The sequence below is a fragment of the Dokdonia sinensis genome (assembly GCF_003688895.1).
In the GTDB taxonomy this organism is placed as follows: domain Bacteria; phylum Bacteroidota; class Bacteroidia; order Flavobacteriales; family Flavobacteriaceae; genus Dokdonia; species Dokdonia sinensis.
In genome coordinates this window covers 334552-351970 of the sequence record NZ_REFV01000002.1, presented here as the reverse complement: position 1 = coordinate 351970, position 17419 = coordinate 334552, and the positions used below count along the sequence as shown (strand labels likewise).

At 38.0% G+C, this 17419-nt stretch carries 22 protein-coding genes; 11 read left to right on the top strand and 11 right to left on the bottom strand.

The genetic code is table 11. The annotated features are described in order from the left end of the window. Nucleotides 1-2: 2 nt before the first annotated feature. The 3 genes from EAX61_RS03765 to EAX61_RS03755 are packed head-to-tail and all read right to left on the bottom strand — an operon-like array spanning nt 3 to nt 2037. On the bottom strand, nt 3-842 hold the full coding sequence (locus EAX61_RS03765; protein ID WP_121916316.1) for an RNA polymerase sigma factor: 840 nt from the start codon (nt 840-842) through the stop codon (nt 3-5). A gap of 7 nt (nt 843-849) precedes the next feature. Continuing rightward, a complete protein-coding gene (locus tag EAX61_RS03760; protein WP_121916315.1) occupies nt 850-1224 on the bottom strand; it encodes a DoxX family protein in 375 nt (124 codons plus the stop codon). Nucleotides 1225-1236: 12 nt separating this feature from the next. Further along, complete coding sequence (locus tag EAX61_RS03755) at nt 1237-2037, bottom strand: SDR family NAD(P)-dependent oxidoreductase (protein ID WP_201739415.1); 801 nt, start codon at nt 2035-2037, stop codon at nt 1237-1239. Between the two features lie 400 nt (nt 2038-2437). Here EAX61_RS03755 and EAX61_RS03750 point away from each other — a divergent pair, with 400 nt between their 5' ends. The 9 genes from EAX61_RS03750 to EAX61_RS03710 all read left to right on the top strand — a co-directional run bounded on the left by EAX61_RS03750 (nt 2438) and on the right by EAX61_RS03710 (nt 8146). Continuing rightward, on the top strand, nt 2438-3031 hold the full coding sequence (locus EAX61_RS03750; protein ID WP_121916313.1) for a GNAT family N-acetyltransferase: 594 nt from the start codon (nt 2438-2440) through the stop codon (nt 3029-3031). A gap of 71 nt (nt 3032-3102) precedes the next feature. Then, complete coding sequence (locus tag EAX61_RS03745) at nt 3103-3777, top strand: DUF4377 domain-containing protein (RefSeq protein ID WP_236641976.1); 675 nt, start codon at nt 3103-3105, stop codon at nt 3775-3777. Nucleotide 3778: 1 nt separating this feature from the next. Continuing rightward, nucleotides 3779-4204 (top strand): SufE family protein, encoded by a 426-nt coding sequence (locus tag EAX61_RS03740; protein ID WP_121916311.1) that lies wholly within the window; start codon nt 3779-3781, stop codon nt 4202-4204. Nucleotides 4205-4382: 178 nt separating this feature from the next. Then, nucleotides 4383-4700 (top strand): SUF system Fe-S cluster assembly protein, encoded by a 318-nt coding sequence (locus EAX61_RS03735; protein WP_121916310.1) that lies wholly within the window; start codon nt 4383-4385, stop codon nt 4698-4700. Between the two features lie 216 nt (nt 4701-4916). Then, nucleotides 4917-5114: a DUF4177 domain-containing protein gene (locus EAX61_RS03730; RefSeq protein WP_121916309.1), complete on the top strand. Its 198-nt coding sequence runs from the start codon at nt 4917-4919 to the stop codon at nt 5112-5114. Between the two features lie 11 nt (nt 5115-5125). Continuing rightward, nucleotides 5126-5542: a Dabb family protein gene (locus EAX61_RS03725; protein ID WP_121916308.1), complete on the top strand. Its 417-nt coding sequence runs from the start codon at nt 5126-5128 to the stop codon at nt 5540-5542. 32 nt (nt 5543-5574) lie between these two features. Then, complete coding sequence (locus tag EAX61_RS03720) at nt 5575-6084, top strand: DUF2480 family protein (protein WP_121916307.1); 510 nt, start codon at nt 5575-5577, stop codon at nt 6082-6084. A 60-nt stretch (nt 6085-6144) separates the two neighbouring features. Beyond that, on the top strand, nt 6145-7104 hold the full coding sequence (locus tag EAX61_RS03715) for a DUF3078 domain-containing protein (protein ID WP_201739414.1): 960 nt from the start codon (nt 6145-6147) through the stop codon (nt 7102-7104). A 94-nt stretch (nt 7105-7198) separates the two neighbouring features. Continuing rightward, nucleotides 7199-8146: a DUF3078 domain-containing protein gene (locus tag EAX61_RS03710; protein ID WP_121916306.1), complete on the top strand. Its 948-nt coding sequence runs from the start codon at nt 7199-7201 to the stop codon at nt 8144-8146. A 447-nt stretch (nt 8147-8593) separates the two neighbouring features. Here EAX61_RS03710 and hflX read toward each other — a convergent pair whose 3' ends face one another. Next, on the bottom strand, nt 8594-9817 hold the full coding sequence (hflX, locus tag EAX61_RS03705) for a GTPase HflX (RefSeq protein ID WP_121916305.1): 1224 nt from the start codon (nt 9815-9817) through the stop codon (nt 8594-8596). Nucleotides 9818-9867: 50 nt separating this feature from the next. Here hflX and EAX61_RS03700 point away from each other — a divergent pair, with 50 nt between their 5' ends. Together EAX61_RS03700 and EAX61_RS03695 are read left to right on the top strand one after the other, a co-directional pair. Continuing rightward, nucleotides 9868-10881 (top strand): endonuclease/exonuclease/phosphatase family protein, encoded by a 1014-nt coding sequence (locus EAX61_RS03700; RefSeq protein ID WP_236641975.1) that lies wholly within the window; start codon nt 9868-9870, stop codon nt 10879-10881. Nucleotides 10882-11283: 402 nt separating this feature from the next. Continuing rightward, complete coding sequence (locus tag EAX61_RS03695) at nt 11284-12195, top strand: PorP/SprF family type IX secretion system membrane protein (RefSeq protein ID WP_121916304.1); 912 nt, start codon at nt 11284-11286, stop codon at nt 12193-12195. 15 nt (nt 12196-12210) lie between these two features. Here EAX61_RS03695 and EAX61_RS03690 read toward each other — a convergent pair whose 3' ends face one another. The 7 genes from EAX61_RS03690 to EAX61_RS03660 form a co-directional block, all read right to left on the bottom strand. Beyond that, nucleotides 12211-12531, bottom strand: a complete 321-nt coding sequence (locus tag EAX61_RS03690; RefSeq protein WP_121916303.1) for a type II toxin-antitoxin system RelE/ParE family toxin — start codon at nt 12529-12531, stop codon at nt 12211-12213. Between the two features lie 485 nt (nt 12532-13016). Continuing rightward, nucleotides 13017-14540 carry a carboxypeptidase-like regulatory domain-containing protein gene (locus tag EAX61_RS03680; protein WP_121916301.1) on the bottom strand — a complete coding sequence of 508 codons (1524 nt, stop codon included), beginning with the start codon at nt 14538-14540 and terminating at the stop codon, nt 13017-13019. 85 nt (nt 14541-14625) lie between these two features. Further along, nucleotides 14626-14778 carry a hypothetical protein gene (locus tag EAX61_RS16535; protein ID WP_201739413.1) on the bottom strand — a complete coding sequence of 51 codons (153 nt, stop codon included), beginning with the start codon at nt 14776-14778 and terminating at the stop codon, nt 14626-14628. 19 nt (nt 14779-14797) lie between these two features. Next, nucleotides 14798-15400 (bottom strand): thiamine phosphate synthase, encoded by a 603-nt coding sequence (locus EAX61_RS03675; RefSeq protein WP_121916300.1) that lies wholly within the window; start codon nt 15398-15400, stop codon nt 14798-14800. An 8-nt stretch (nt 15401-15408) separates the two neighbouring features. Further along, nucleotides 15409-15705: a thioredoxin gene (gene trxA, locus EAX61_RS03670; protein WP_121916299.1), complete on the bottom strand. Its 297-nt coding sequence runs from the start codon at nt 15703-15705 to the stop codon at nt 15409-15411. Nucleotides 15706-15720: 15 nt separating this feature from the next. Then, the gene (locus EAX61_RS03665; protein WP_121916298.1) at nt 15721-16095 is read right to left on the bottom strand and encodes a hypothetical protein; all 375 of its coding nucleotides are present in this window, start codon (nt 16093-16095) and stop codon (nt 15721-15723) included. 191 nt (nt 16096-16286) lie between these two features. Further along, nucleotides 16287-17114 (bottom strand): hypothetical protein, encoded by an 828-nt coding sequence (locus tag EAX61_RS03660; RefSeq protein WP_147448332.1) that lies wholly within the window; start codon nt 17112-17114, stop codon nt 16287-16289. Nucleotides 17115-17419: the final 305 nt, after the last annotated feature.

Sequence of the window (17419 nt, the reverse complement as noted above, 5' to 3'; positions counted from 1 at the left end):
TTTTAGTTTTGAATGGTTTCTATTTCGTCAATTGCCAATCTTGTGCATTGCATTATAATGTCTTGCATATCTGCTCCTTCACTATTTAAAGGGTCAATTGCCGCTACCAAATCAGCACGTAATTGGTATAGTTTTTCTTTTGGTTCTTTCTTTGAATACTTAACCATTTTAATCTTCATCAATTCCTCTTGTTTGGTCTGTTTTGGATTGTAAATACCTGCCAGTTCTGTACATTGATGACAAGCACCATTTTTGTTGATTAAGGCACAACGATTGTCAAAAATTTCTATCATTGTCTTACGTCCATTGAATAGCAAATGCTTAACTACGCCTTCTGTTTTGCCCAAAATATCTACTATTTCTGTTCTTGAAAAAGAATATATATCTTTTAGGATAATGGCAATCTGCTCTTCTAATGTCAAGGTTTTGGAAATACAGGTAAAGCAAAAATCTATATGCTCTTTTACTTCGTACCGACCTCGATTAGAAGTTTGATTGGTCATTACAAAAAGCTGCTGTATGTATTCGGTTGACATAGCCAATGATTTTGCTTGGTCTTGCGCATTGGGCAACCATCTTTTTTTCTTTTTCAAAAAATCGTAAGCAAGATTTGTGGCGATTTGAAAAACCCAAGTTTTAAAAGCCGAGTTACCCTTAAAAGTCGAGATTTTATCAAATGCCTTTACAAACGTATCGTGCGTTAAATCATCAGTATCGTTTCTGTCGGTTAGTAAGCGATATAAATATGATTTTAATTGTGGTTGGAATTCCGCAAATAGACTTTGAAAGGCTTTAATGTCTCCTTCCAAAGCTTTTTTCAGGTTATTATTTTCTGTTTCCATAATCTTATTATTTTATAAATCGTTGATCTTTTGCCACATATTTTGCATACATCAATGCTGCACCAGCCATAGCCGTATCTCTAAAAATACCTATAAATTGGACAAAATCTCCTTCCACTGCTTTGGGTATGTGTATCATAACTACGAATATAATAAGCTCTAATGCGAGTAATACTGCTGCTAGTTTGTCCGCTTTCGCGAAAGCGGCACTAAAAGAAAACGCAATGAGACAAGCACCAGAAAAGTAAATCCAAAAAACCTTAAACGGTAAATAATCTGGAATATAATCTATCGTGAATTCTGTAGGGCCAAAATGTAAGAATCCAAAAACTGCGAATGGTAGAATGAATAACCATTTTCCTAAATTTAGTATTGATTTCATAATTATATGTTTTTAAATTACACTTGCTGTACCAAAATCCACATCCACGATATGACTGTTCAATGCAGCTCCAGCGTCCGAAACTAAAAATGCGGCTACTTTTCCCGTATCTTTTGTGGTCAATGACCTCTTTAAAAGTCCACCATTTGACATTTGCTCTGCCATAACTTCTGCTGGAATACCCATCGTTTTTGCGTTTTCAATGGTGGTTTCTATGATTGTTCTCGTTTCTGGCATTGCTGTAGGATTGATACAAATTACCTTGATACCAGACATACCGAATTCTGTTGCGAAGGTTCTTGTGAGTCCTTCAATTCCTGTGCAAGCTGCCGTAATGCCTGACATAAATGGTGATTTAAGCCTTGAAAGGCTTGCGGTCAATAATAGAATTGTGCCTTTGGATTCCGTTTGTTGCATATATTTTGCAGCGATTCGTGATGTAAGAAATTGCGAACCTAAATGAACCAGAATAGGTTTCATAAAAGTCTCGAAAGGTATTTGGGTAGATGGTTGTCCATAACCGCCATCTTTAGCACGAATTCCGATACCGTTGAAAACAATGTCCAGTTTTCCTTCTTCTTCGACAATTTGGTTCAGGAAGTTGACAATCTCGTTTTCGTTGGTGGCATCTACCTTGAAGGGTTTTGCAAAATCGCCATTTGCAAGTATTTCTGCTGAAAGCGATTCCACATCATCCAAGTTCCGACCCGAAACATAAACAATAGCTCCTTCTTTTGCCATTTCGATAGCCACTTCCCGAGCTATCGCTCCATTGGCTGCAAATACTGCTGCTACTTTGTTTTGTAATTTCATAATCCTTGTTTTTAATGGTTTATACTCTTTAGACTTTTGAGCGAACCAAAACGGTCGGGATTATTTGAACTAATTTTTAATCGTTAGAAAATCAGTCCATTGGAAAGTGATGAACTAAAAGCGGTTGGGTAAAATTAAATGTGGTGTAGTGCGTTGGATGTCACGTTGGAAAACGCCTCTTTTAATTTTACGAAGCGTTGGCTTTGATACCTGCTGTTGAAGTTTAGCAGAAGTGTTTTTTAAGGTTGCAGGTGACCTGTTATATAACTACTCCTATAATCGATATACAGCAATACATACAGTATAAACTCAGTTTTCTGCCCTTTATATATTGTAAATATCGACATTTCAGAATAACCTTACATATCTTTAATTTTGATCTAGTTACTCTAAACCAAAAATGCAAAACACATCCAAAACTATATCTCAAAATCTTTATCTCACCCCACTTACCACGGGTGACCAACCTCAGTTGTTCAAACTTATGCAACGTATATATCCTTCGGCATACGGGCATTACTGGAAAGATGATTGTAGCTGGTATCTAGAAAGTCAATACGGTAAAAAGAACTTTGAGCAGGAACTCAATAGTCCAGGAAGTGAGTATTATTTTGTGCGCTCCACGAAACAAGCTCGGGATGAATTTCGCGAACCTGCCTCGCCGGCAGGCAGGAGCGTAATTGGCATATTTAAAATCATAAAAAACTGTCCTTATCCCCCACTAGAAGAAGATAATGCCCTTAAGGTACATCGTGTTTATTTAGACCCTGCAATTCAGGGACAGGGCATAGGAAAATCGGTGATGGTTTTTGCCGAAAAATATGCCCAAAAAACAGGACATAGTCTTATCTGGCTGGACGCTATGGATACTCACGAGCAGGCGCAAGCATTTTATAAAAGCCTGGGATATGAACGCAGCAAGGTGCAACATTTAGATTTCCCACTTTTACACGACCAGTATCGACCTATGTGGTATATGCATAAATTCCTATGATGTTTTTCAGTCAGTATGTCAGTTAGCGCATTGGGCATTATCTTTGTGCAATCTATTATATGAATACATTTATGAAAGTACACACCGCTTATATATTATTCTTTGCTTTTGCAATGGTAAGTTGTGGCGCGTCTAAGGACAGTATGCCACGAGAAATTATTTGGGAAGTATCTAATGAGCTGGTATCTTGTGAAGGAGTCGCTACTCAATCCTGCTTGCAAGTACGGGAGCCGGGAAGTGAGGAGTGGACCCTTTTTTACGACACTATACAGGGTTTTAACTATAAAGAAGGCTACAGTTATACGATAAAGGTAAACGAAACAGCTGTGGAAAACCCTCCGGCAGATGCATCTTCAAAGGCATATGAGCTCATTACCATCATCGAGCAACGTAATGTCTCTAAAATTGTAAATGGTATTCCGCAATTAGAGGGAGGTTTTCAAGTAACTACCCTAAATGGAAGAGATGTTTCTGACAAGGATTTAACCATACTTATAAACCCTGTTAATCGAAACATTACTGGGTTCTCAGGTTGTAACACTTACAACCTGACGTATAAGCAAAAAGGAACACAACTACGGTTTTCGCAAGTATCTACAACCAGAAGGTACTGCGAGAACATAGGATCGCTCGAAAAAGAATTTTTAATTACCTACATTCAGGGAGATTCCTTCACTTTAGAGGATGGAATTTTAAAAATTTATGACCTCGAGAACCAAATTTTAGAAGCAAAAGCGACAAAATAACATGGCAACCATAAAAGAAATACAAGAAGAGATAGTAGACGAGTTTTCTATGTTTGACGACTGGATGCAACGCTACGAGTATATGATCGATCTAGGCAAGTCGCTCCCGCTCATAGATGAAAAATATAAGACAGAAGATTACATCATAAAAGGATGCCAGAGTAAAGTATGGGTACATGCAGACCTAGACAACGAAAAGGTAAACTTTACGGCAGATAGTGATGCAATCATAACAAAAGGGATCATTGCGATTCTCATACGCGCATTTTCGGGACAGCCACCACAAGCTATTCTAGATGCAGACACTGACTTTATAGATAAGATAGGTCTCAAAGAACACTTGTCTCCCACGCGAGCAAATGGACTTGTAAGTATGATCAAGCAAATCAAGTTGTACGCGGTTGCGTATCAAACTCAGATGAATTAGTAAAGCATAGCAGAGTTTTGTTCCGCTCCTGCCTGCCGGCGAGGCAGGTTTGCGAAAGGGTAAACAGGACGATAATATCGCTATGGCAAATGAGATTTCCACCTACGCGGAAATGACAAGAATATAAACAAAAGTGGAAGGTTAGGAAGATTCCCACCTTCGCAAGAATGACACAAATATGGAAATAAACACAGAAGAATTAGGAGATAAGATAGTACGAGTAATCAAGACCATTTATGACCCAGAAATTCCTGTGGACATTTACGAGCTTGGACTTATATATGATGTTTTTGTAAATGAGGATATGGACACGAAGATCCTTATGACCCTCACTACACCTAACTGCCCCGTCGCCGAAACTTTACCACTAGAAGTTGAAGAAAAAGTAAAGTCTATAAAAGGCGTAAAGGATTGTGAGGTAGAAATCACTTTTGACCCACCTTGGTCGCAGGACTTAATGAGCGAGGAAGCAAAGTTAGAACTTGGAATGTTGTAAATTTAAAAAAATGCAAAGTCCAAGGTGATTGGTGGTAATTTAGAAAAATGACTACCTTTTTCTGGAGTCATTTTTCTAAATTTTCCGTTGTTGCTTTTTTAAAATAAGCGAGGAAGCAAAGTTAGAACTTGGGATGTTGTAAATTTAAAAAAATGCAAAGTCCAAGGTGATTATAATTTTTAATGAGTACGAACACGCAACTAAAAAAATAAAACAATGGAGAAATACGTAGTAGAACCACTCATCTTTTATTCTAAGATGACGACAGATAAAATGCACATCATCAAGAGTTCAAAAAAAGAGGTGCAAGCTAAATTGAATGAATATGCCGAAAAAGGATATAAATTAGTCTCCACAGACTCGACTAACTTTGGGATGGCGCTTTACATTTACCTGTATTTTGAGAAAATCTAAAAACCATAATTATGCCCAAAGTCCTCTTGTTACTTCTTATAGTAGTACTGACGACTCTTTCAGGTTGCGATGAGGGAAAAACAAAAAAGAGTGCTACAGAACAACAAGCTGTGACAAAAATTGATAGGACACTTCGCCACATTGTACTTTTTAAATTTAAGGACAACGCTAGCGATCAAGAAATAAAGGGTGTAATAAACGCATTTGAGAAATTACCATCTCAAATAGAAGAAATTTCGGCATTTGAGTGGGGAATAAATAATAGTCCAGAGGGACTCAATAAAGATCTTACACATTCGTTTCTGGTTTCATTTAACAGCGAGAAAGACCGTGACACTTATCTCATACATCCAGAGCACCTCGCCTTTGTTGAAGTTTTAAAACCGCATCTGGACGATGTGCTTGTACTTGATTATTGGACAAAATAGCTCATTAGTCATTTTACTAATATCTAGAAATTGTGAAAGACCAAATCGTAAATAGAGTAGCAAATAGCAAACTAGTAACGTTTAATTTAGAAGACTTATACCCTAGTGGAGCCCGCGTGATTCTGGATATCTCACAATGGCTGGATGAAGGATTTATTTTGCGGGAAGTCCGCTTTCGCGAAAGCATAAAAAACCACAACTGGCAACAATATGAAAATCGCTACGTCGCTTTACAATGTAGTACAGATGCGATTGTCCCAGCGTGGGCATTTATGCTGGTTGCCACCCAACTACAGGGCATTGCAAAAAAAACAGTTACTGGATCTCTAGAGACTTTAGAAACTATTCTTTACACGGAGGCGATTGCAAACCTGGATATTACTCCCTATGAAAATGTTCCTGTTATTGTAAAGGGTTGTACGAACAAACCAGTACCAGAAAATGCATATCTCTTACTTATTGAAAAACTACAGCCGGTGGTGCGTAATTTAATGTTTGGCGAGGCGTGCTCTTCGGTTCCTCTGTATAAGAAACCTAGATAGTTTAATTTTCTTAAACCATTACCTCTTTTTATATTTGCGCCTTATTTTTATTTCAGTTCCGTGCGCTTTATTTTATTTACCCTCTTTCTACTCTTATCAACCACATCCATCCTTGCTCAAAAAAAGGAAAAGAAAAAAGATAGCGTTCCAGACGGATGGAAGTCTAAAGGTCTCGCCGAATTACTTTTTAATCAGACAGCCTTTAACGAAGACTGGCAAGGTGGAGGAACTTCTAATATTGCAGGAAACTTTAATGTTAATTGGGACCTAAACTATAAACGAGGGCGACGCTCTTGGGATACGAAGCTAATTTCTTCCTTAGGACTTGCGATTTCAAAAGAACAACGTTTTGTTCGTAAGACTACAGACCGATTAGAAATAAATAGTCTGTACGGAAGCAAAATCCCAAAAACAAAATGGTACTACTCTGCATTTATAAACTTTAGAACTCAGATGGCTCCAGGTTATGAGTTTTTTGACCGCAAAGTGCTGGATGATGAGGGCGAAATCGTGGAAGTTGTCCAAGACAGACGTGAGATTACAGACACTTTTTCTCCGGCTTACCTTCAGGCTGGACCTGGAATTCTCTGGAAAGAAAGCAATGATTTAAAAGTAAATATTGCTCCGGCAACCGTGCGATACATCTTTGTAAAATCTCGTTTTACAGCCGTAGATGAAAGTGACCTAGAGGCGTTAATGAACTACGAGCCATACTTTGGTGTAGAAGCAAATGAGAGCTTACGTATGGAGCTCGGTGCCTCGGTTAGTGTATATTATAAAGAAGAACTTTTTACCAATGTTGTTTTTGAAAACATCCTAAACCTCTATGCAGATTATATAGAGAAGACAAAAAATGTAGATGTAGATTATACACTTAACATCGCGATGAAAGTAAATGATTATATCTCTGCAAATGTAACCGCGCAGCTTATTTATGATGACAATGCAACGAGTGGGCTCCAAGTAAGGGAGGTATTGGGTATAGGCCTCAGATATGCTTTCCTCGAGTGGAAATCATAAATACATCTCTTTTATAGTTTGAGAATGTTCTTGTACTTTATCACGTAAAAGAGATAAATCTTATCTTTACAACCACAACTCAAAATCGAAAATTATGAAAAAGCTTATGATTGCACTTTCGTGTATGTTGCTGACCTACAGCATATCTGCACAAACGGAAGAAGAATTAAAACAGGAAATAGCTCCTAAAAAAGCTGAGATTGCAAAGCTTCAAGGAGAAGTAGACGCGCTTAAGGCAAAAATAGATGCACTTCCAGGATGGAAGGTTGGCGCTTTCGGAACCGTAGGAGGAAGCTTATCCCAGTTTAATAACTGGTATTCTCAAGGTACACCAGATGTTTCTTCTGGTAATATCGGAATTACATTAAATGCTTTTGCAAATAAAAAAGAGGCAAAGTATTTTTGGCGCAATGCCCTTAATGTAAATCTAGGTTGGGTAAAATTTGATGATGAATCTACAGATGAGGATGACGATAGTTTTAGAGAAGCAACAGATGTTTTTAACATCACTTCACTGTACGGGTATAAACTTTCTGAAAAAATCGCCATATCTACGCTAGGAGAATATAGAACGACTATTCTAAATAACTTTAACGATCCTGGGTACTTAGACTTAGGGGTTGGTGCCACGTGGACGCCTATAGAAAATTTGGTAGTTGTGGTACACCCACTCAACTACAACTTTGTATTCTCAAAAGGTGATGCTGTATTTGAGTCATCATTGGGAGCAAAAATTGTTGCAGATTACACACGCCAGATAGGTGCAATAAACTTTAAATCTAACCTCTCAATGTTCCAGAGTTACAAAAGCTCAGACCTTTCTAACTTTACGTGGATTAACTCTTTTGGGTACACCCTCTGGAAAGGTATAGGGGTAGGGTTTGAATTTGGTCTCCGTGGCAACAGACAAGAAGCGGTAAACTTTGCAAATGATAGACTACTAGCAGAAAACTCTGATGCAACAACGTTTGAGCTAGGTGACGATGCTGTAGATAATGAATTGCAAACGTACTGGTTACTAGGACTTAACTATAAGTTTTAAAAAGTCCGCTTTCGCAAAAGCTAAACCCTCATACTTAAACAGAGTAATGCGAGTTCCATTGGGCTCGCATTATTTTTTCATTGTCTTATTTAGTTGCATTGTGATGTATAAGCCTAAATATTTTAAAAAAAAACACTTAGACCTCTCTTTTAGGTATCTCACAAGTGCTATGGCTCGACTACCTAGGAGAAGCTTTAGAAAACAATCCCAACTTCTCTCTTAAATTGAACCCAAACAATAAATAGTTCGCAAATAGACTACTTCACAAAAAGCACACGCTACTTCCCGAAACGTCAACAACCTTAGAAAGTAAGTCCCATATTTATGTCAATATTGAAAAACTATCAAAACGATAGGTAATCAATATTATTAAGTTGGGGAACTTTAAAAAAGGGAAACAGCATTACGCTATTTCCCTTTTTATATTTAGTAGAATTTTTTTTACTTCTACTCTTCTTCATTCATATGTTCATCATACTCTGGATACAGAAATGCATTGTATGGGAATCGAGTAACGTGTATCTCGCGTACGCGTTCATAAACACGTTTTCTAAAATCTTCAAAGTTATCCTTGTTTAATGCAGAGATAAATATGGAATCTCCATTAGTACGTGCCATCCAGGTTTTCTTCCATTCGTCTAGCGAATAATGAGCACCTGTACGTTCTACCATTAAATCATCATCGTCATATTTCTCAGCAGAGTAGGCGTCTATTTTATTGAACACCATAAGCGTAGGTTTATCGGCGCTTTTTATTTCATCTAGGATTTTATTTACCGAGGCAATGTGGTCTTCAAACTGTGGATGAGAGATATCCACCACGTGCAGGAGTAAGTCTGCCTCGCGCACCTCATCTAGCGTACTTTTAAAAGAGTCTACCAGCTGCGTTGGTAATTTTCTTATAAATCCAACAGTGTCAGATAATAAGAAAGGTAAGTTTCTTATCACGACCTTGCGCACCGTCGTATCTAGCGTTGCAAAGAGCTTATTTTCGGCAAAAACGTCACTTTTACTTATGACATTCATAAGCGTACTTTTCCCCACATTTGTATATCCTACAAGAGCGACACGTACTAAAGCCCCACGGTTACCGCGTTGGGTTTCCATTTGCTTATCAATTTTAAGAATTTTCTTCTTAAGCAAGGAAATTCTGTCCCGGACAATACGTCTATCCGTCTCGATTTCCGTTTCTCCAGGTCCACGCATCCCGATACCACCTCGCTGGCGTTCCAGGTGTGTCCATAAACCTACAAGTCTAGGAAGTAAGTATTCGTATTGCGCGAGCTCAACTTGCGTTCTCGCATAACTTGTTTGGGCGCGCTGTGCAAAAATATCTAAGATAAGATACGTTCTATCTACAATCTTACATTTGAGCAGTCGCTCTATATTTTTTTGTTGTGCAGGAGTGAGCTCATCGTCAAATATGACCGTCCCCACCTCGTGTTGCTCCACATAAGCGGCCACATCCTCCATTTTTCCAGTCCCAATAAACGTTTTCGGGTTAGGCTTTTCCAGTTTTTGAGTAAACCGTTTTAGGACTTCGCCACCGGCAGTATATGCCAGAAATTCGAGCTCATCCAGATACTCAATCATTTTTTCCTCATTCTGCTGTTGCGTGACCAGCCCAATGAGCACACACTTTTCGTATTCTATTTCTTCGGTTTCTAACATATCTCACAAAGGTAGGGAATGAAGTGTTATGCTTTTGCTAAATTAGTAGGATGAACGACACGGTTACAAATGATGAGTCCGCTTTCGCGAAAGCAAAAAAATCCCCGCCCCAACATAAGGCTTGCGTTGCATTTTACAATCTGGAAAATCTCTTTGACACACACGACGACCCCGAAAAATTAGACGAAGACTTCACGCCCAGAGGAGAATACAATTGGACCGACAAACGGCTAAAAAATAAACTACGAAAACTAAGCACCGTCATCTCAAAAATAGGCGCAACCGAGACTGGAGAAGCCCCCAGCCTACTAGGTGTCGCCGAAGTCGAAACCACCGAAGTACTCGAACAACTCGTAGCAACCAAAACATTGCAAGAATACAACTACGGAGTCGTGCATTATGAATCTCCAGATGAGCGAGGCATAGATGTAGGGTTATTATATCGCAAAGCACATTTTGAAGTACTCGAGAGCGAGGCAATTAACGTATATGTCGAGACAGAGCCTGGTGTACAAGACTACACTAGGGATATCCTGCACGTACACGGCAAACTGTTAGGAATGCCCGTGCACGTCCTAGTAAATCACTGGCCCTCCCGCCGTCAGGGTGCAGAGGAAACAGCTCATAAACGCATTGCTGTGGCACAACGCTGTAGAGAAATAATTGCACAAATCAAGGATAAAAATCCAGATGCCCGCATCATCATTATGGGGGACTTTAATGACGACCCACATAGCGAGGCTGTAAAAAATCATCTCGTACAATCTGACTTTTATAACCCGATGGTTTTCTTGCTCACGCGGTATGAAGGGAGCCTTAACCATAGGTTTGAGTGGTACCTTTTTGACCAACTTATCCTCTCGACTAATTTTATGCAGTTACACCATAACCCCTTTAGATATGATGCGTCCAAAATTTATAATGATGTATCCCTAACCGAATTTAAAGGGAAGTTTAAAGGCAATCCATTTAGAACGTACGCTGGCAAGCGCTATCTGGGTGGTTATAGCGACCACTTTCCGGTGTATACTATCTTTGATATAAACCCAATGAAGACTAACTAGATGGATTATTTGATAGTCTTTATCTAATTATACTGTTGTAGATTTACAAGTATTGTTTTTCTATTTAAATTTTCTGAGATGGCCTAAGCGAATTTTACGTAAAAAATGATGTGAGTGAAGGGTTAAGCAAACTAGCGCCAGCCTCTAAGATTTTATTTATCTTAGGCATATAAGAAATGAGGACTAGTTTTGTGGATAGAACTATACCTTTAGTTTGCGCCGTAACGAGGGAAATTTTTAGTAAAGTTCGATTCAGCCTAGCCTTTTTTGGTTCGTTTTTTTGGCAATGAAAAAAATGAACAAATTTTATAAAGCTGTAGGGTATTTTAAAGTTTATATCAAATGTTATGAATCGTCAACAACAGTATTCGACCCAAATTTGAACAAATTAAAAGGGTAACCTTGAAAGTAAAATCACTTTTTATTTTTTTATTAATGTTGTTTTCCGCTTTCGCGAAAGCGCAACAAGACCCACAATACACGCAGTATATGTACAATCTGAGTGTGATTAATCCTGCTTATGCGGGATCTAAGGAGGTTTTGAATCTAGGCGTTTTACACCGAAATCAATGGACAGGTTTTGACGGCGCACCTGTTACTAGCAGTTTGTTCCTACATACGCCTTGGGGTGAAAAACAAGGCATAGGACTCTCCGTCATCACCGAAGAAATAGGCCCCGTAGAAGAAACAAATCTCTATGCAGACTATTCCTACACCATAGAAATCGCCGATGGACACAAACTTGCTTTTGGCTTAAAAGCGGGAGCGACCTTGCACGAAGTAGGCTTGATAGATTTAGATTTAAACAGTCAGAACGACCAGGCGTTTTCCAGCAATAGTAGTGAGGCTTTCTTTAATTTTGGTGCAGGGGCATTTTATTATACGGACAACTATTACGTCTCCCTTTCCATCCCTAACCTTATTAAGTCCGAACATCTCGATGTAAATGGAGTAGCTTATGGAAACGAAGTAAGTCACTTTTTTCTTGCTGGAGGATATGTATTTGATTTGAGTAGCGAGGTAAAGCTTAAACCCTCGGTGTTTGTAAAAAGTGCATTTAATGCTCCTATTTCTTATGATTTAAATTTAAACGCCAAATTTTACAACCGTTTTGAAATAGGTGCCAGCTATCGTCTGGATGATTCCTTTTCTGGACTGGTAAATGTAGATGTGTTCCCGTGGATGCAAGCAGGATTTGCCTACGATCGCGTAGTATCAGAAATTAGAGCGGTGGCCCCATCGTCTTACGAGGCGTTTTTGATTTTTAATATTGAGTTTAAGAAACGTAGGATATTGAATCCTAGGTTTTTTTAAGCGCTCGTCAGAGTCCTACTTTGTTCTGGTAATCTTGAGAGGATATTGTCTCACATCGAACACGTCGTATATTTCAATACGGGATACTTGATGATTTGTGCTGTAAATGATTTTGTAATTCTTTTTATAGAGAAGATATCGAAACTCGACCGGGCGATGCTTTAAGAGGTCTTCTTCTTGACCTATTTCTGGATGGTTTATAAGTTTGAAAGGTTCGTTGTAAATGCCGTCCACAAGATTTTTGGCTACCCTATAGCCAGCCTCGTCTAGATAATATTTGAAAATTTTATAGAGTTCATTTTCTGCGAAGGCTGTCCAATAAATTTCTAGCTCCACGTGTCAATTTTTGCTTTTAAATCCGTAGCCTTAGTGAGACGCCCATTTTTAGAATCTTCTACTGATTTATCAATACGGTCGTTGAATTCTTCGATTGACATAGGTTTAAAATCATCATTCGGATTAGATTTTGTCTCTTTTCGCAACAATTTCTCTAGCCTTGAAATGACTTCTTCACTCTGAACCTTCAAAAATTCTTGGACGAATTCGATTTTTCTTGACTGTAAATCCATTTGGTATGACTCTTTTAATCAAAGATACAATTTTATAAAATTGATATAAACTGTTTAAGCAATGTGGTCATTGTGCCTACTTAATCCAAAACCGACACACCATTTCAATCTTAAAAAAGAAACCGCCAGTCATCTCTGAGTTGAGTTTATTGCCTGTATCATTTATCTCAAACGCCGAGAAATCTACACTCGTATGACCCGCCTAAAAAATGAGCAAAATACTGTTGTCCTAAAAGCGAGGAATCATATACATTATTCCACAACCTTAAAGGCCTGTATCGTAGCATTAGGCTCCATAATCGTGTAGCCTTCCCAAAACGCGGGATCGTATGCCGAAAGGTAGGTAGCCTCAACACCCGTACTTTCTTTTGCAATTCCATAATCTGATTCAGATAAATCCTTGCTATCAAAAACCACAAATTCAGATTTTGTGACCGCCGTAGTTTTAAAGTCTAGATTAAGGTCCAGCTCGTTTTGCTTGCGACGGCCTTTTACGTTTTTATTCTTCTCGATAACCGTGAGCGGGCGATCCAGTGTAAACTCTATTCCACGCTCTAGTTCCATATATTTAAGAGAGTAGCCAGATGATTCATCCTTTGCAAAAAGCGAAGTCCCCTTGTAGAGAATATCACGATAGCCTATGCCTAAAAGTTTAATACCGTACAGCTTTTTCACATTCTGAAAATCGAGTCTTACGATGGCAAAGTCATCTGTATTCACATACATCGTACCTGAGAAATCCTTTCCTCCTTTTGGCTCAAAATCTAGAATATAAACGAGGTTCTCGCCTATGGATGTGATTCCTGTTTGTGTGAATTCGTAGCGATTAGACTTTTGCAAGAAGTCCAGTTTTGTGTCTTCCTGAAAGAATAGTTGCTCGTACAGTTCATTAATGTCGTCTTTTACACCACTTGTGATATCTTGAGTTGTTGGGTCTTCGCCCACACGTACTTGCACACCACCATCGTCACCATCCGGTGCTTCCTTCGTTTCCACCTCATCCAGTTCTACTTTGGTGCCAAACCATCCTGACTTGATTTTAAGATAGGAATCTGGCTTTACATTTTCCTTGAAGATTTTCTCCAGACGTTTGCCAAAACCATCAAAAGAGACATCCTTACTTTTATCATATAACTTGGCAGATTTATCTACAAACAGTTTTTGTTTATTATAGTTTCCAGAAAGTGTTCCTATGGACTCACTGTAGTACGAAGACTCTTTAGGGATTTGCATCACGATACTGTCTATGAGTGCTTCGTTCAACTCCTCGATGGTAGATTTTTTGAAATCGACGTCTGCCCTGTTCATTTTGTTGTACAGCGATTGGCGAAAAAAGAGTTTCTTCTGGGTGTAGTTATTGGGATAATTTGACGCTAGATTTTCCTTGATACGCTCAACAATTTCATTAGGCTCCAGCGGATTATCTGTAAGAAATACAATTTCTAGTTCGTTCAGCTTTTCGGCTAGGCGGATGATGGTATCCGTAGCTTTTTTAGGATAGATACTTACTTCTTCATATCCCATAGATGATATAAAAACAGAATCTCTAAGCTTAGCGACATCTTCCATATCTATAGAAAAAATGCCCTCGCCATTAGTCACTGTTCCTCGGTTTTTTGAAAGTTGGATAGTGGCAAATGGAATCGGCTCGCCTGTTTTTGCGTCCAGTACGGTTGCTGAGTAGGATTGCGCTTTCGCGCCCGCCTGTCCGGCCGGCAGGAAAGCGGAACCTAAAACAAGAATCGTCGCAACAAGGTATTTTATCAAGGTCGTCATAAGAATGGTCGTTTTATATAGAGACGCAGGAATTTTGAGAATGGTTGCCCCGCTGTTTTTATAAAACGAATCACAACGAGGTTCGTTACGCGTCTTTGTCCTTAATTTTTTCTTTAAGGGCCTTCATACGCGCCTCTCGCTGATCCCTTTTTTCCCGCTCGCGTTTTTTCTTGCGGTCCATAAGCTTTGCGTGCTTTGCTTTGTTCTTGGTGTTTTTTGGAGTCCCTTTTTTTGCCATAGCGTAAAGATAGTAAAGGTTATGAGTGCGCTTGAGCGAAAGCTTCCACCATCTCTAGAAATGCAGTCACAGGATTTTCCTGATTCCAAACACCGCCCAGAGTTCCAAATCCTTGAAAGCCGAGTTTTCTCGCCTCAGGAATTGTCGATGCATTGATACCTCCCATTCCTGCAACAAATTTATCGATGTGGTTTACGTCAAAACCGCGTCCTTGCATTCCGCTTCTTGATATGGCAGAAAATACGGGGCTTAGAATGTAGTAGTCAAAACTGACTTGCTGTCGTTCCAAATCCTCCATCTCGTGGTAGGAGGAGGATATTGATTTTCCCGCTTTTACGAAAGCGGAACAATATTCTTCTAAATTATCCTCTTGCGCCCGCCACTTTGCTTCTTCAAGATGGATACCTTTAAGGTCAAATTCATCGTAAAGTTCTTTATGAAAGTTATGCGTCACAATCCTATTGTGGAATGTTTTGTCTATTTGATTTAAATACGCTCTGTGTTCCTCTAGACTTGCCGTAGGTTTTCTAAAGTGGAAATGTGTGAGTCCTGCCTCAAATAGTTTGTGCAGAATTCTGATTTCGCTAGGTTGCGTTTGTTCTGGGGAGATGATAAAAATCATAGAACGTTTTAAGCGGTTTTCACGATGTCAATGATAGCGTTTTTCTCTACCACACCCGATTGTCTCCAGACTTGTTTTCCATTTTTAAAAAGGATCATCGTAGGTACCCCGCGTACCTGATAAACGTTTGCCAATGGCTGATTTTTATCCACGTCTATTTTTACAATTTTAACCGAGTCGCCCATTGTTTCCTTCACCTCTTTGAGAATAGGAGCAAGTGCTTTGCAGGGTCCACACCAGGTGGCATAAAAGTCTACAAGAACGGGAGTGTCCGATTGTATTATATCTGAGAAAGAGGATTTCATATTTCTGTATTGTAATTAAGATTTGGATGAAAGGGAATCTGAAGGAATATATGTTTTAAAATATTTCCAAAACATAAACCCTCCCGCCGAAAGATTTAAAAGTAAAAACAAACTCCCCACGATAAGCAATTGATAAAACCCAGAGGCCAATACTTCGAACTCACTCAGCTCTGAAATGAGTGCCAGCACCATATATAAATTTATCAAAACGAATATGGAGGCAATTAGAATTCCTGATAAAGCTTTTTTGGTCATCACTTGAAACATCAATATGGACAGGAGAACGATAGCGAAAATGTTGAACACATTTGCCGTGAGCGTCCAGTAATATAATGTTGCTATGATGAGGTATATTTCTGGGGCTAGGTTTAATAGATTTTTTTTGGTCATTATTATTAGTATTTAGTTCCTAACGTTTTCTTAGTCACTTTTATTTCCAACTGTATAACAGCCATATTACGCCGTCCAAAAAACGAAAAATTTAAGACCGTATATCAGAACAGACGCCCTAAGATTGCTCTATTTTAGGCTAATTTTCAAGATTATAGGGTTGTGCAACGATTATCATTGTTGACAAACGTTTAATAATATTCAATTTTCCTTGTTGTTAAGGCTATTTTTTGACCATTAGATTTTGTGATTCTTTTTATCCAATTATTTTGAGAATCATATTCGTAAAAAAATTCGGTCGTAATGTTTTCCTTTGATGAAATCACTTTTGTTCGATTAGCAAACAAGTCGTAATGATATCTAAAAGTCTGAACAATATTTCCATTAATATCTAATTCAATTGCTTTTTCAACTGAACCATTACTATTGTATTCGTAAATCCAAGTTGATTCTATTTTTTCATTCCATTCATAATCTATTTTCTTTATTTTATTCGAATTACTATCATATTCATAAATGGATTTTGTAGAAGTGCTGTCGTTCCATTGAAAATGCCTACTTTCTACATTTAAGTTAGATTCGTTATATATATAAATCCATTTGCTATCAAAATTTCCATTAAGTTTTTTAGATAGCCTTTTAACCAGGTTTCCGTTATTATCGTAGAAATACTCTGATTTACTATCAAACTCCATATCATTCGAATACGAACTAGAGCTTTTCAATATTTTACTTTTTTCGTATTCAAATACTTGTTTACTATCATATTCTGGGTTTATATAAAACTTGTTTCTTGCAGTTTTATAACCTTTTTTATTAAACTCATAAACTGTTCTTTCTCCTAGTCTAAACTTCGTCGTGTCAATATTTTTATTTTTAAATTTTATGGAATAATGATTTACGCTTTTTACTTTACCATTTATGTTCATTAAGTCCAAGTCCGTTTTATTCATATTCTGAGAATAAGACGAACAAGAAATTAAAAATAATCCTAATAAAAAGAAGTAATAGTTTTTCATTTGTGATGGATTTACTCAAAAGTAGTTTCTAAAGACTCTAAAGTAAAAGTATAATTCAAGGGAGTAAAAGAAGCTTTCAGGTGAGTATAATTTTTTTTGCAACTATTAAATTAAGCAAGCCCATAAGGTAGGCTCCATAAATTTTATAATTAAGTCAATATAGTATTAAATATTAAGAACGCTTCAATCATCTGTTTTTCAATATTTTATTATTCATTTTTAAACATTTACAACCATTTACAAACGACTATAAACGTAAGTAAGCGTTTATAAGTCGGCTCGGGTTTGGAGGCTGTCGCATATTT